Raw genomic sequence first — 12,979 nt, forward strand, 5'->3', positions numbered from 1 at the left:
AGATGGGCAGAAGACCGGTGACGGTGCGGCTGGCGCGGTGGAGCGCCGAGCACCCGTGGCGGGCGATCGCACTGTGGGCCGTGTTCGTGGCGGTGTGCTTCGTCGGCGGCAACGCCGCCGGACTCAACGAGGCCACCAACGGCGACCAGGCGATCGGCGAGGCGGGACGGGCCAGCGTGATCGTGGACGCCGGTGACTTCGCCGACCCGGCCGTGGACAACGTCCTGATCACGTCCCCCGGTGGTGCGCTGGACCAGGCGGCGGCGAAGGCGGCGGCCGACGACGCGGCGGCCCGGCTGCGTACCGTCGCCGGGGTTGCCGGGGTGGGCCAGCCGGTCACCGCGCGGGACGGCTCGGCGCTGTTGCTGCCGATCACCATGTCGGGTGACCCGGAGACCGCCTCGGAGCGGGTGCAGCCGCTGCGGGACGCCACCGCCGCCGTGCAGGCGGCGCACCCCGAGCTGCGCGTCGAGCAGGTCGGCGGGCCGTCGATCGGTCAGGCCCTCGACGACACCCTGGGCAAGGACTTCAAGCGCGCCGAGCTGCTCAGTCTGCCGGTCACCCTGGCAATCCTGATCATCGCGTTCGGCGCGCTGATCGCGGCGAGCGTGCCGGTGCTGCTGGCGCTCTCCTCGGTGGCCGCCGCGATGGGTCTGTCCACCCTCGCCTCGCACCTGGTGCCGGCCACCGACACCACGGCACCGGTGATCCTGCTGATCGGCATGGCGGTCGGTGTCGACTACTCGCTGTTCTACATCCGTCGGGAGCGGGAGGAACGCGCCAAGGGCCGGTCCGGGCTGGACGCGGTGGAGATCGCCGCGGAGACCTCCGGGCACGCCGTGGTGGTCTCCGGCTTCGCGGTGATCATCTCGATGGCCGGGCTGCTGCTCGCCGGCGACGTGGTCTTCTCGTCCCTCGCCATCGGCTCGATCCTCGTGGTGGCCGTCGCGGTGACCGGTTCGCTGACCGTCCTGCCGGCGCTGCTGGCCCGACTCGGCCGCTGGGTGGACCGACCCCGGGTGCCGCTGCTTTGGCGACTCACCGCGCCGCGCACCGGCCGGCACGGTGGACCCCGCTCGCCCCGGCTGTGGCCCGCGGTGCTCCGGCCCGCGCTGCGCGCCCCGGTGGCGACGCTGGTCATCTCGGTCGGGCTGCTGCTCGCGCTGGCCGCGCCGGCGCTCGGGATGAAGCTGAAGTTCCCCGGCATGGAGGACCTGCCCCGCACGACTGCGGCGATGCAGGCGTACGACCGGCTCACCGCGGCCTTCCCGAGCGCCGGGACCAACCACGTGGTGGCCGTCCGGGCGCCCGCCGACCAGGCCGACCGGGTCCGCGCCGCCCTCACCGACCTGTCCGCCCGGGCGGCCGGCGATCCGCTGTTCGCCCCGGCCGAGGCGGACGGCCCGAAGATCGAGGTGTCGGCCGACCACCGGGTCACGGTGCTGGACGTGCCGACCCCGTACGCCAGTCGCGACGACCGGTCCGTGCGGTCGCTGGAGAAGCTGCGCGGCGACCTGGTCCCGGCCGAGCTGCGGGGCATCCCCGGCATCGAGTACGCGGTGGGCGGGGGCGTGGCCGACAGCGAGGACTACGCACAGCACGTGCGGGACAAGTTGCCGCTGGTCATGGGCTTCGTGCTGGTGCTGACCTTCCTGGTCATGGCGTTCACCTTCCGGTCGGTGGTGATCGCGGCCAGCTCGATCGCGCTGAACCTGCTCTCCGCCGGTGCCGCGTACGGCCTGCTGGTGCTGGTCTTCCAGGGCGAGTGGGCGCAGGGACTGTTGGGCTTCACGTCGATGGGCGCGATCGTGTCCTGGCTGCCGCTGTTCCTCTTCGTGGTGCTGTTCGGCCTCTCGATGGACTACCACGTCTTCGTGGTCAGTCGGATCCGCGAGGGCGTCCGTTCCGGCCTGGCCAACCGTGACGCCGTGTCGTACGGGATCACCTCGTCGGCCGGCGTGGTGACCAGCGCGGCGATCGTGATGGTCGGAGTGTTCTCGATCTTCGCCACGCTGAGCACCATCGACATGAAGCAGCTCGGCATCGGCCTGGCGGCGGCGATCCTGCTGGACGCCACCATCATCCGGGGCGTGGTGCTGCCGGCGTTGATGACCATGCTCGGCGACGCCAACTGGTGGGCCCCGCGCTTCCTGCGCCGCACCCCGGCACCCGCCCCCACAGACCCCCCAGCCCCAACCCCAGAGCTACTCCCCATCCCCTAACCCCCGCCCCGCCCTCGCCCCTCCGCGCCCCGTCCCCGCCCCCTCAATCCGCCGATCTTGCACTTTCGGTGACGACAAAGTCGGATAAATCTGGCATATCGACCACCGAAAGTGCAAGATCGCGGGGTGCGGGGTGCGGGGTGCGGGGTGCGGGGTGCGGGGGGTTAGGGGAGGGGGCAAGGGTCGCGGGAGGCGTCGAGGGTGCGGTCCTTGCGGATCGACGCGAAGCCGTAGCCGACAGTGGTGACACAGAAGTCGTCGGTGGAGTCGGTGTACTCGACGTGGAAGACCGGCTTGCCGGCGTCGCTGAACGGCAGCAGTTTGGCGCACTGGGCCAGCCGGACGCACTCCTCGTTGACCGCGAAGTCGAAGTCCGGGGCGAGCGCGGCGAGCTGCGGCACGTCGTTGGCCAGTCCGGGGGAGAGGCTCAGCGAGCGGGCCAGCTCGGCCAGCCGGCGGTTGAACAGCAGTTGGTCGTCGAAGTCGAGCGGAAAGCCGGTGCGGGCCGCGTATCCGTCGGCGTCGAAGAGCGCCACCGCGCCGAAGCCCTTGCCCCGGCAGAGCCGGAACCGGTCGGCCAGCACCGGCCGGAGCGCGTCCCAACTCCGGACGTCCAGCCACTGGCTGTCGGGTCGACGCCCGGCCGAGCCCCGGACGATCTCCGGGAACCGGTTGGCGTCCGGGTCGTCGGAGCCGACCGACCCCACGTTCACCTGGCAGATCAACCGGCGGTCCCGGGAGCGCAGCTCGGCGGTCTGGGCGGCGGTGGTGGTCACCGGGTCGAGCAGGAAGACGTCGGCGTCCACCGCCGGATCGAGCGGGCCGCTGAGCTGCCACTGCCACTGCCAGTGCCGGGCCTGTTCCGTCGGCCACGCGGTGGGCGCGCCGGGTGGGGTGAGCGCGGGCCGGCACCCGTACGCCGGCAGCACCAGCAGGAGCACGACGCTTGCCGACAGGGCGCGGTGCAGCGGGCGTACGGCGACGCGTCGCCGCGGCCGGATCCGCATCGGCAGCTCCCGGGTCCCGGACGGCCGGTCGCCGCCCGCACCGGTACGCGGCCCCCACGCTCCGGCCCGACGTACCTCACCGGGTCAAACGAGCGCGGGGGCGGGAACGACGCGCGGTCAGCGCGGCGCTGCGAAGACCTGCGTCCAGTACGGTCCGTTGCTGCTGGCGATGCCGACGCCGATCTCGGTGAACGCGCAGTTCAGGATGTTGGCCCGGTGGCCGGAGCTGTTCATCCAGGCGTCCATGACCGCGGCCGGGGTCTTCTGGTTCCAGGCAACGTTCTCGCCGTACGTGCGCCAGGTGTAGCCGACCCGGTCCAGCCGGGTGCCGGCGTTGCTGCCGTCGCTGCCGGTGTGCGACATGTTCTGGTGGTCGGCCTGATCCTGGCTGTGCCGCTGGGCGGCGGTCATCAGCTTGTCGTCGATGCTGAGCGCCTTGCAGCCGGCCTTGGCCCGTTCGGCGTTGACCAGGTCCACCACCTCGCGGGCCTGGGCGCTGACCGAGCCGCTGGAGCCGCCGGTGTTGGTGGAGCCGCCGGTGCTGCTCGGCGCGCTGGTGCGCGTGACGCTGCGCCGCGACGCCGCGGTGCTCCGCGACGATGCCGGCGTGGGCTTGACGACCTTGCTCGGCGTCGGGCTCGGCGACGTCGGGCTGGGTGTTACGGACGGGGAGGGCGCGGCGAGGGTGTCCAGCACCGGCTCCTCGGTCGGTACGGCCGACGCGGCGTAGGAGTCGTCGACGGCCGTCGGTTGCGCCGCCCCGTCGTCACCGCCGGGAAGCGCGAGCGCGCCGACGCCGAAGCTCACCACGAGGGTGGCGGCCGCGGCGGCGCCCCCGATCATCAGCGGCTTGCGCCAGCGGCGTGGGGAGCGGTGCCGTCCCTCTGCGGTCCGCCCGGTCTCGGCGGCGGCGCGCCAGCCGTTGCTGGTCTCCGGGTCGCTGTCGGCGTGCCACCCGCCGGGCGTCTCGTTCTCAGCGTGCCACCCGCCGGGCGTCTCGCTCTCGGCGTGCCAGACGCCGGTGTCCTGCGTCGCCGGGCGGTTGTTGCCCCAGCGGCTGTTCGTACCGTCCGGCTGGTGGGCCGGCCATGGCGCGGTGTGCGCCTCCGCGGGCGGCGTCGGCTCCGGCTGTCGGCCGCTGGTGGGCTGCTCCCGGTGCCACTCGTCGCCCGGCTGACCGGGCTCGTCACCGAACAGGTAGGCCGAGCGGGGCTCCGGGCGGTCGTGCAGCCAGGCCGGCTCGTCGGTCGGCCCTCCGGTGCGCCGGGGGGCGCCGTTCGGGTCCATCGGATCGGTCCAGCCGTACACGCCTATGCCTCCAGGGGTCGGTTGCGGGCCGGGGTGACGCTACGGCGCGCCTACGACCTGCGGCAACGTGGCTAAGAAAGAGTTAAGGCGAAGTCGGACGCCAGGGTGCGGACTTCTGCGGATCCGGGCGTACAGTAAAGGCGTCCGGACAGAGAGTGTCCGTGCCTTGCGGCAGCCCCCCCGACAAGTGGACAGGTCGACGTGGAGATGATCTACGGCCTGCGAGAACTTGACGAAGGAGGGGTTTGCGGCTCAATATATAGGTGTCGCCAGTCGCGCCCGGTCATGCCCAGATACAGCCTGGAATGACAGCCGCGTACAAATGGGCGCGCGTTGGCCGGCCTTTCCGGCAGCGCATATCAAGGAGTCAGCATGGCGAAGGCCCTCTACGGCCACGTAGGTGCAGCGCCCGACCGGCGTCTGCTCGACGAGGTCACCCGACTGCGTGCCAGGGTCCAGGCACTGGAGTTCGAGATCACGCGTCTGCGTGCCGACAATGATCGGCTCGCGGCGGCTGCGGCGGAGGCGGACGATCTGCTCCGTCTGGCCGAGCCGGCGCTGACCTGATCTTCAGGTCCTCAAAACTGAATCGCACCACCGCAAAAATGCGCGCCGACACCTCTGTGCCGGCGCGCAACACTGTCCGGCACCTTTTCGACACCGACCATTCATGATCTTGCGATGGGTCGGTGGGGGAAGCGCACCTCGCAGTTACCGAAAAGCGCGTCGATGGATAAGCGATCATGAAAGGTGCTTGTCTTTCTTTGCGGGCGAGAGAACGGCAGCGCCCCCGCGCTCGACGCGACGCGGGGCGGGTCGCGTGCCGGCCCGCTCCCACCGCCGGGTTAGTCTGCGAGTTCACCCAGGTCCCCACAGCCGGCGACGGTACGGCGGCCACCGGACGAGGATCGAGTAGGTGTATCTCAAGAGCCTGACGGTGAAGGGATTCAAGTCCTTCGCCTCCGCCACGACGTTGAAGCTGGAACCCGGGATCACCTGTGTGGTGGGCCCGAACGGCTCGGGCAAGTCCAACGTCGTCGACGCCATCGCCTGGGTGCTCGGCGAGCAGGGCGCCAAGGCGCTGCGTGGCGGCAAGATGGAGGACGTCATCTTCGCCGGCACCGCCGGCCGGGCGCCGCTGGGCCGCGCCGAGGTCACCCTCACCATCGACAACACCGACGGCGCGCTGCCGATCGAGTACACCGAGGTCTCCATCACCCGCCGGATGTTCCGCTCCGGCGAGAGCGAGTACGAGATCAACGGCAACTCCTGCCGGCTGCTCGACATCCAGGAGCTGCTCTCCGACTCCGGCATCGGCCGGGAGATGCACATCATCGTCGGGCAGGGCCGCCTCGACGGCATGCTGCACGCCAAGCCGGAGGACCGCCGCGCGTTCATCGAGGAGGCGGCCGGCGTCCTCAAGCACCGCAAGCGCAAGGAAAAGGCGCTGCGCAAGCTCGACGCGATGCAGACCAACCTCAACCGCCTCACCGACCTCACCGCCGAGCTGCGTCGTCAGCTCAAGCCGCTGGGCCGCCAGGCCGAGGTGGCCCGACGCGCCGCCGCCATCCAGGCCAACCTGCGCGACGCCCGGTTGCGCCTGCTCGCCGACGATCTGGCCACCCTGCGGACCACCCTGGACCGGGAGATCGCCGACGAGACCGCGCTGCGTGAGCGGCGTGAGCAGATCGAGGGTGAGCACGCCGAGGTGCAGGGCCGGCTCGGCGAGCTGGAGGCCGCCCTCGCGGAGGACGCGCCGCTGCTCGCCGCCGCCCAGGACACCTGGTACAAGCTGTCCGCCCTGCAGGAACGCTTCCGCTCGATCGAGCAACTGGCCCGGGAGCGGCTGCGGCACCTGAGCGCCACCGGCGACGACGAGCGACCCGGCCGCGACCCGGACCAGCTGGAGGCCGAGGCGGAACGCGTCCGCGAGCAGGAGGAGGAGCTGCGCGGCGCGCTCACCGACGACCAGATCCGACTGGCCGAGGCGGTCGAGCACCGCCAGGAGCTGGAACGGCAGCTCGCCGCCGCCGAACGGGAGCTGGTCGCCGCCGCCAAGGCCATCGCCGACCGGCGCGAGGGAATGGCGAGGCTCACCGGCCAGGTCAATTCCGCCCGGGCTCGGACCACCAGCGCCGGCGAGGAGATCGAACGCCTCGCCATCGCGCACGCCGACGCGCTGGGCCGCGCCGAGCAGGCGCAGGCTGACCTGGACGCGGTCGCCGCCCAGTCCACCGAGGCCGACCGGGACAACGCGGACCTGGACGCCCGGCACGCCGAGGCCGTCGCCGTGCAGGAGCGGGCACAGGCCAGCGTCCGATCACTGACCGACGCCGAGCGGGCGGCCGAGAAGGACGCCGCCACCTGGAAGGCCAGGGAGGAGGCGCTCGCCCTGGGGCTGCGGCGCAAGGACGGCGCCGGGGCCCTGCTCGCCCGCGCCGGGGACGTGCCCGGCCTGCTCGGCAGCCTCGCCGGGCTGCTCACCGTCGCCCCGGGCCACGAGGCCGCGCTGGCCGCCGCGCTCGGCGGCCTCGCCGACGCGGTCGCCGTCAGTGGGGTGGACGAGGCCGTCGAGGCGATGCGGCTGCTGAAGATCTCCGACGCCGGCCGGGCCGGCCTGCTGGTCGGCAGCCCGGCGGGGCCCGGCATGACCGGCTCCGCGGACGCGCTGCGCCCGAAGCTGCCGGACGGCGCCCGGTGGGCGCCCGACCTGGTGGAGTGCGGCGACGAGCTGCGGCCGGCGGTGCACCGGGCCCTGCGCGACGTGGCGCTCGTCGATGATCTCGCCGCCGCGGCGGAGCTGGTCGCCACCAACCCCGAGCTGCGGGCGGTCACCCCGGACGGTGACGTGGTCGGGGCGTACGCGGCCGCGGGTGGGTCGGCCAAGGCCCCCAGCTACATCGAGGTGCAGGCGGCCGTCGAGGAGGCGCGTGCCAACCGACTGACCGCCGAGCGCACCGGCGCGGAACTCCGTGAACAGCTCGTCGAGGCGCGCGCCGAGGTGGCCGCCGCCAAGGAGGCAGTGCAGCACGCCGCCGCCGAGAAGCGCGAGGCGGAGAGCCACCGCAACGCCGCCGCCCGCCGCCTGGCCGAACTGGGCGCGGCAGCCCGGTCCGCGAAGGCCGAGACGGATCGGCTCGGGGATTCCCGCTCCCGCGCCGAGGCCGCCCGGCAACGGGACCTCACCGCCCTCGCCGAGCTGGAGGAGCGGCTGCGGTTGGCCGAGGAGACCCCGGTCGACGCCGAGCCCTCCACCGAGGAACGCGACCAACTGGCGGCCATGGTGCCGCAGGCCCGGCAGAACGAGATGGAGGTCCGGCTCGCCGTCCGTACCGCCGAGGAGCGGGTCTCCTCGATCGCCGGCCGGGCCGACTCCCTCGCCCGGCAGGCCACCGCGGAACGGGCCGCCCGGGAACGCGCGGCGGCCCGGCGGGCCGCCCGCGCCCGGGGCGCGAGCATCGCCCGGTCCGTCGCCGGTGGTGCCCGGGAGGCGCTGACCCGGCTGACCACCTCGATCGCGACGGCCGAGGAGCACCGCGACGCGGTCGCCCTGGAACGGGCCGCGCGCGAGGCCGAGCTTCAGGAGGTACGCGGCGCCGCCAAGCGGCTCGGCGCGGAGCTGGAGCGGCTGACCAGCCAGGTGCACCGCGACGAGGTGGCCCGGGCGGAGCAGCGGCTGCGCATCGAGCAGTTGGAGGCGAAGGCCGCCGAGGACTTCGGGCTGGACGTGGAGACGCTCGTCGCCGAGTACGGCCCCACCCAGCCCGTGCCGCCGACCCAGGTCGACGTCGCGGCGGCCGAACGGGACGGTCTGCCGGTGCCCGAGCCGGTGCGCTACGAGCGGCCGGTGCAGGAGAAGCGGGCCGCGAAGGCGGAACGCGAACTCGCCCTGCTGGGCAAGGTCAACCCGCTCGCGCTGGAGGAGTTCGCCGCGCTGGAGGAGCGTTTCAAGTTCCTCTCCGAGCAGCTGGAGGACCTCAAGGCCACCCGCCGGGACCTGCTCACCGTGGTCAAGGACGTGGACGAGCGGATCCTGGAGGTGTTCGCCAGCGCCTTCGAGGACACCGCCCGCGAGTTCGAGCAGGTGTTCACAGTGCTCTTCCCCGGCGGCGAGGGACGGCTGATCCTCACCGAACCGGAGGACCTGCTCACCACCGGCGTCGAGGTGGAGGCCCGCCCGCCGGGCAAGAAGATCAAGCGGTTGTCGCTGCTCTCCGGTGGCGAGCGGTCGCTGACCGCGGTGGCCATGCTGGTGGCGATCTTCCGCGCCCGACCCAGCCCGTTCTACATCATGGACGAGGTGGAGGCGGCCCTGGACGACGTCAACCTGGGCCGGCTGATCACACTGCTGGCACAGTTGCGGGAGAAGAGTCAGCTGATCGTCATCACGCACCAGAAGCGGACGATGGAGATCGCCGACGCGCTCTACGGCGTGACCATGCGCAGCGGGGTCACCCAGGTGATCAGCCAACGGCTCAACCGGGCCGACGAGGACGACCAGCGGCACGGCCGCGGCGAGGAGAACGGGTAGTGGCTCGGGAACGCGCGACGGCGCTCCTGCTGGACTTCGACGGCGTACTGCGCCGGTGGGACCCGGCGGTGGCCGCCGTTGTGGAGCGGGAGTACGGCCTCTCCGAGGGGGTGCTCGGCGAGATCGCCATGCAGTGGGGGCGGCTCCAGCCGGTGCTCACCGGTCAGGTCAGCCACGCCGAGTGGATGAGCAGTGTGGCGGACGCCCTGACCGAATCGGTGGGCAGCCCGGAACGGGCCCGTGCCGCGGTGGAGCAGTGGCAGAGCTACCGGGGAGAGGTCGACCAGGAGGTGCTGGCGTTCGTCCGGGAGGTCCGCGCGGCGGGCGTCCGGGTCGGGCTGGGCACCAACGCCACCGACCTGCTCGACGCCGACCTGGCCGCGTTGGGCCTGGTCGGCGAGCTGGACGTGGTGGTCAACTCCTCGGTGGTCGGCGTGCACAAGCCCGCCCCGGAATACTTCCAGGCCGCCTGCGTGGCCCTGGCCACCCCGCCGGCCCGGGTCCTGTTCGTCGACGACGAGGACTGGGCCGTGCGAGGTGCCCGGTCCGCCGGGCTGTCGGCGCACCGCTGGGGCGGCCACGCCGACCTCCGCTACCTGCGGGCGGCCCTCGACTACTGAGGGCGTGTCACTCGCCGGTGACGCCGTCGATGCGTTCGCGGATCAGGTCGGCGTGCCCGTTGTGCCGGGCGTACTCCTCGATCATGTGCACGTACACCCAGCGCAGGTTGAACGTGCGCTTCTTTGGGCCGACCTCGGTGAACGTCTCGTCGAGCGAGTGACCGGCGGCGGCCTCGCGGGCCAGCGCCACCTCGCGGTGGAAGATGGCGAAGTCGGCCTCGGCGTTGGCGGCGCTGACGTCGTGGTCGGCGTCCGGCGTCTCCGGGGTGAAGTACGGGTAGTCGACCCGCGCGCCGGCGAAGTTCTCCCGGAACCACCAGGCCTCGACCTCGGCCAGGTGCCGGACCAGGCCGAGCAGTGTCAGCCCGGACGGCTCCACGCTCGGTGTGCGCAACTGCTCCTCGGTGAGGCCGGCGCACTTGAGCAGCAGGGTCTGTCGGTGGTAGTCGAGCCAGCCGTCGAGCATGGTGCGCTCGTCGCCGACGTACGGTTCGGGGGTCCGGGTGATCTCCGGTGCGATCCAGGTCATGCCGCGCATCCTGCCCGGCCCCTCCGACAGCCGCGACCCGTTATCAGGGCACCACGACGACGGGCCAGCGGCCGGCCCGGACCAGCCGGGTGGCGACCGAGCCGACCAGCCGGTGCCCGGCCTGCTCGGAGGCTCCGACCACCAGCATGTCGGCCTGGAACTCGTCGGCCGCCGCGCGCAGCTCGCCATACGCGTCGCCGCGCCGCACCACCAGGGTCACCGGAATGCCCCACTGCTCGGCCCCGCGCCGACACTCCCGGCGCAGCTCGTCGGCCAACTCGTCGTGGGTGCGCTGGACCGCGCCGGCATCCATCCCGGGCACCAGGGCGGTCAACCCGCTCGGTGAGCTGACGAAGACCACCACCAGCGCGGCACCCTGCCGACGGGCCAGGCCCGCGGCGTAGGAGCCGGCCCGCTCGGAGGTGCGGGTGCCGTCGACGCCCACCATGATCACCCGTGGCCCGTCCGTGCCGCGCTCGAAAGGCAGCGGCCGGGCCCGGGGACCGTACTCCTCGCGGTCCGGTGCTCCCACGCCCATGGTTCTACCTCACCTCTGCTCGCCGGTACGGATCACGGGTGCGCCAGCGCCGGCGGCGAGTGTCGATTCCCGCTCGACCTCGTCGGAAACCGGGTTGCCGTTGTGCTGGCGCAGCGGCACCTCCTTGATGAAGGCCACCGCGATCAGCGCGATCAGCGCGAACGGGGCCGCGGTCAGGAAGATGTCTCCGGCGCCGTGGCCGTACGCGCTCTCCACCACCGCCCGCAGCGGGCCGGGCAGGGTGTGCACGTCGGGCAGGGTGCCGCCGCCGCCCGAGCTGGATGCCGGGATGCCGAGCTGGGCCAACCCGTCGGCGGTGTAGTCCTTGACCTTGTGGGCGAGCACCGCGCCGAGGGCTGACACACCGATCGCGCCGCCGAGGCTGCGGAAGAACGCCACCACCGAGCTGGCCGCGCCGAGTTCGTGCGGGCCGACGGTGTTCTGCACGGCGAGGACCAGGTTCTGCATGGTCATGCCGAGGCCGACGCCGATCACCAGCATGTAGACGCTGAGCAGTGTGAAGTTGGTGTCGGCGCGGAGGGTGCCCATCAGCGCGAAGCCGATGGTGAGCAGCGCCGAGCCGATCACCAGGTACCGCTTCCAACGGCCGGTCCTGGTGATGACCCGGCCGATGACAGTGGAGGAGACCAGCAGGCCGAGGATCATCGGCAGGGTCATCAGACCGGACATGGTCGGGCTCTGACCGCGGCTGATCTGGAAGTACTGGCCCAGGAAGATCGACGCGCCGAACATGCCCACACCGACCGCGATGCTGGCGACGACGGCGAGGGTGATGGTGCGGTTGCGGAACAGCCGCGGCGGGATCATGGGCTCGGCGGCCCGGGTCTCGACCCGGATCGCCAGGGCGCCGAGGATCAGCGCGCCGACGACCATGGCGGCGGTCTGCCAGGAGGCCCAGGCGTACTGGTCGCCCGCGAGCGAGACCCAGATCAGCAGCAGCGACACGGCGGCGGTGATCAGGGTGGCGCCCCACCAGTCGATCTCGGCCTTCCGCTTGACGACCGGCAGGTGCAGGGTCTTCTGAAGCACGATCAGCGCGACGATGGCGAACGGCACGCCGACGTAGAAGCACCAGCGCCAGCCGAGCCAGGAGGTGTCCACGATCACGCCGCCGATCAGCGGTCCGCCGATGGTGCCGACGGCCATCACCGCGCCGAGGTAGCCGCTGTAGCGGCCGCGCTCGCGGGGCGCGATCATCGTGGCCATGATCACCTGGGCCAGCGCGGTGAGGCCGCCGGCGCCGACGCCCTGGAGCACCCGGCACGCGATCAGCTCTCCGGTGCCCTGGGCGAGGCCGGCCAGCACCGAGCCCAGCACGTAGATCCCCAGGGCCAGTTGGACCAGGGTCTTCTTGCTGGTCAGGTCGGCTAGTTTGCCCCAGATGGGGGTCGTCGCGGTGGTCGCGAGCAGGGCCGAGGTCACCACCCAGGTGTACGCGGACTGGCCGCCGTGCAGTTCGGTGATGATCCGTGGCAGCGCGTTCGAGATGACCGTGGATGAGAGGATCGCGACGAACAGGCCCAGAAGGAGGCCGGAGAGTGCTTCCAGGATCTGCCGGTGGGTCATGGTCACGGCGGTTGCCTGGGGAGGCACTGTCGCCTGGCTCATCGTTTGTTGCCTCCGAGCGGAGTCGAGGTGGAACGGCGGAGGGCGGGGGTGCGCGGCCGCCTGAGAGTTGCCTGAAGCAACCGTATGCCTTAGTTGCCTGAAGCAACAACTTGTCCGACCGGCACCCTATTCCCGTTCACCGGGCGCTACTGCCAGGAGTCGTTGAACCGGCCGAGCAGTCGGGCGAAATCCTCGATGTCGCGCTCCGACCAGCCGTCCAGGGCACGCACGAACTCGCCCAGCCGGGCCGCGCGGGCCACGTCGAACCGACGCTGCCCCTGCTCGGTCAGGCTGATCTGCGCGGCCCGCCGGTCACTCGGATCGGGGTCGCGGTGCACCAGACCGAGCACCTCCAACGCGTTGATCTGCCGGCTCAGCGTCCCCTTGCCCACGCCCAGCCGCGCCGCCAACTCGGTCAACCGGATCGACCCGCTACGCCGCAACCAGAGCAGCAACCCGTAGGTGTTCGGCTCCAGGTTCGGGTGCACCTCCCGGGCGATCTCCCAGGAGACCGCCCGGCCGCGGCGCAGCAGAGCGGTCAACTCGTGCTCAACCGCCCGGATCGGCTCCGGCAGGTGCTCATCCACGGCGTAGA

The 12,979-nt window shown here is 72.2% G+C and carries 10 protein-coding genes; 4 read left to right on the forward strand and 6 right to left on the reverse strand.

From position 1 onward, the window contains the following. The first annotated feature begins 2 nt into the window (after positions 1-2). Positions 3-2,222, forward strand: coding sequence for an MMPL family transporter (locus QCZ28_RS12945; RefSeq protein WP_279516888.1), 2,220 nt, complete (start codon positions 3-5; stop codon positions 2,220-2,222). A gap of 164 nt (positions 2,223-2,386) precedes the next feature. Here the strand turns inward: QCZ28_RS12945 and QCZ28_RS12950 are convergent, their stop codons facing one another. Together QCZ28_RS12950 and QCZ28_RS12955 are read right to left on the reverse strand one after the other, a co-directional pair. After that, on the reverse strand, positions 2,387-3,229 hold the full coding sequence (locus QCZ28_RS12950; protein WP_279516889.1) for an endo alpha-1,4 polygalactosaminidase: 843 nt from the start codon (positions 3,227-3,229) through the stop codon (positions 2,387-2,389). A gap of 117 nt (positions 3,230-3,346) precedes the next feature. After that, the gene (locus tag QCZ28_RS12955) at positions 3,347-4,516 is read right to left on the reverse strand and encodes a CAP domain-containing protein (RefSeq protein ID WP_279517039.1); all 1,170 of its coding nucleotides are present in this window, start codon (positions 4,514-4,516) and stop codon (positions 3,347-3,349) included. A gap of 393 nt (positions 4,517-4,909) precedes the next feature. Here QCZ28_RS12955 and QCZ28_RS12960 point away from each other — a divergent pair, with 393 nt between their 5' ends. The 3 genes from QCZ28_RS12960 (at position 4,910) to QCZ28_RS12970 (ending at position 9,688) form a co-directional block, all read left to right on the forward strand. Further along, entirely contained in the window at positions 4,910-5,104 is a 195-nt protein-coding gene (locus QCZ28_RS12960) for a hypothetical protein (RefSeq protein WP_007456482.1), read from the forward strand. A gap of 349 nt (positions 5,105-5,453) precedes the next feature. Beyond that, positions 5,454-9,068, forward strand: coding sequence for a chromosome segregation protein SMC (smc, locus tag QCZ28_RS12965; RefSeq protein ID WP_279516890.1), 3,615 nt, complete (start codon positions 5,454-5,456; stop codon positions 9,066-9,068). Continuing rightward, on the forward strand, positions 9,068-9,688 hold the full coding sequence (locus QCZ28_RS12970; protein WP_279516891.1) for an HAD-IA family hydrolase: 621 nt from the start codon (positions 9,068-9,070) through the stop codon (positions 9,686-9,688). The genes smc and QCZ28_RS12970 overlap by 1 nt, the downstream gene beginning before the upstream one ends. A 7-nt stretch (positions 9,689-9,695) precedes the next feature. On the opposite strand, the gene QCZ28_RS12975 is transcribed toward QCZ28_RS12970, so the two are convergent. The 4 genes from QCZ28_RS12975 to QCZ28_RS12990 form a co-directional block, all read right to left on the reverse strand. Next, on the reverse strand, positions 9,696-10,217 hold the full coding sequence (locus tag QCZ28_RS12975; protein WP_279516892.1) for a DinB family protein: 522 nt from the start codon (positions 10,215-10,217) through the stop codon (positions 9,696-9,698). A gap of 43 nt (positions 10,218-10,260) precedes the next feature. Then, positions 10,261-10,755 (reverse strand): universal stress protein, encoded by a 495-nt coding sequence (locus QCZ28_RS12980; RefSeq protein ID WP_279516893.1) that lies wholly within the window; start codon positions 10,753-10,755, stop codon positions 10,261-10,263. A gap of 9 nt (positions 10,756-10,764) precedes the next feature. Then, entirely contained in the window at positions 10,765-12,384 is a 1,620-nt protein-coding gene (locus QCZ28_RS12985) for an MDR family MFS transporter (protein ID WP_279516894.1), read from the reverse strand. A gap of 146 nt (positions 12,385-12,530) precedes the next feature. Then, entirely contained in the window at positions 12,531-12,971 is a 441-nt protein-coding gene (locus QCZ28_RS12990; protein WP_245233712.1) for a MarR family transcriptional regulator, read from the reverse strand. Between the last annotated feature and the right edge of the window lie 8 nt (positions 12,972-12,979).

This window comes from Micromonospora sp. DH14, assembly GCF_029809455.1.
Lineage (GTDB): Bacteria > Actinomycetota > Actinomycetes > Mycobacteriales > Micromonosporaceae > Micromonospora > Micromonospora parva.

Bases quoted from the DNA above. Each gene is read 5' to 3' on its own strand.
- QCZ28_RS12945 (WP_279516888.1), top strand. From the start codon at position 3: ATGGGCAGAAGACCGGTGACGGTGCGGCTGGCGCGGTGGAGCGCCGAG.
- QCZ28_RS12950 (WP_279516889.1), bottom strand. From the start codon at position 3,229: ATGCGGATCCGGCCGCGGCGACGCGTCGCCGTACGCCCGCTGCACCGC.
- QCZ28_RS12955 (WP_279517039.1), bottom strand. From the start codon at position 4,516: ATGGACCCGAACGGCGCCCCCCGGCGCACCGGAGGGCCGACCGACGAG.
- QCZ28_RS12960 (WP_007456482.1), top strand. From the start codon at position 4,910: ATGGCGAAGGCCCTCTACGGCCACGTAGGTGCAGCGCCCGACCGGCGT.
- QCZ28_RS12975 (WP_279516892.1), bottom strand. From the start codon at position 10,217: ATGACCTGGATCGCACCGGAGATCACCCGGACCCCCGAACCGTACGTC.
- QCZ28_RS12980 (WP_279516893.1), bottom strand. From the start codon at position 10,755: ATGGGCGTGGGAGCACCGGACCGCGAGGAGTACGGTCCCCGGGCCCGG.
- QCZ28_RS12985 (WP_279516894.1), bottom strand. From the start codon at position 12,384: ATGAGCCAGGCGACAGTGCCTCCCCAGGCAACCGCCGTGACCATGACC.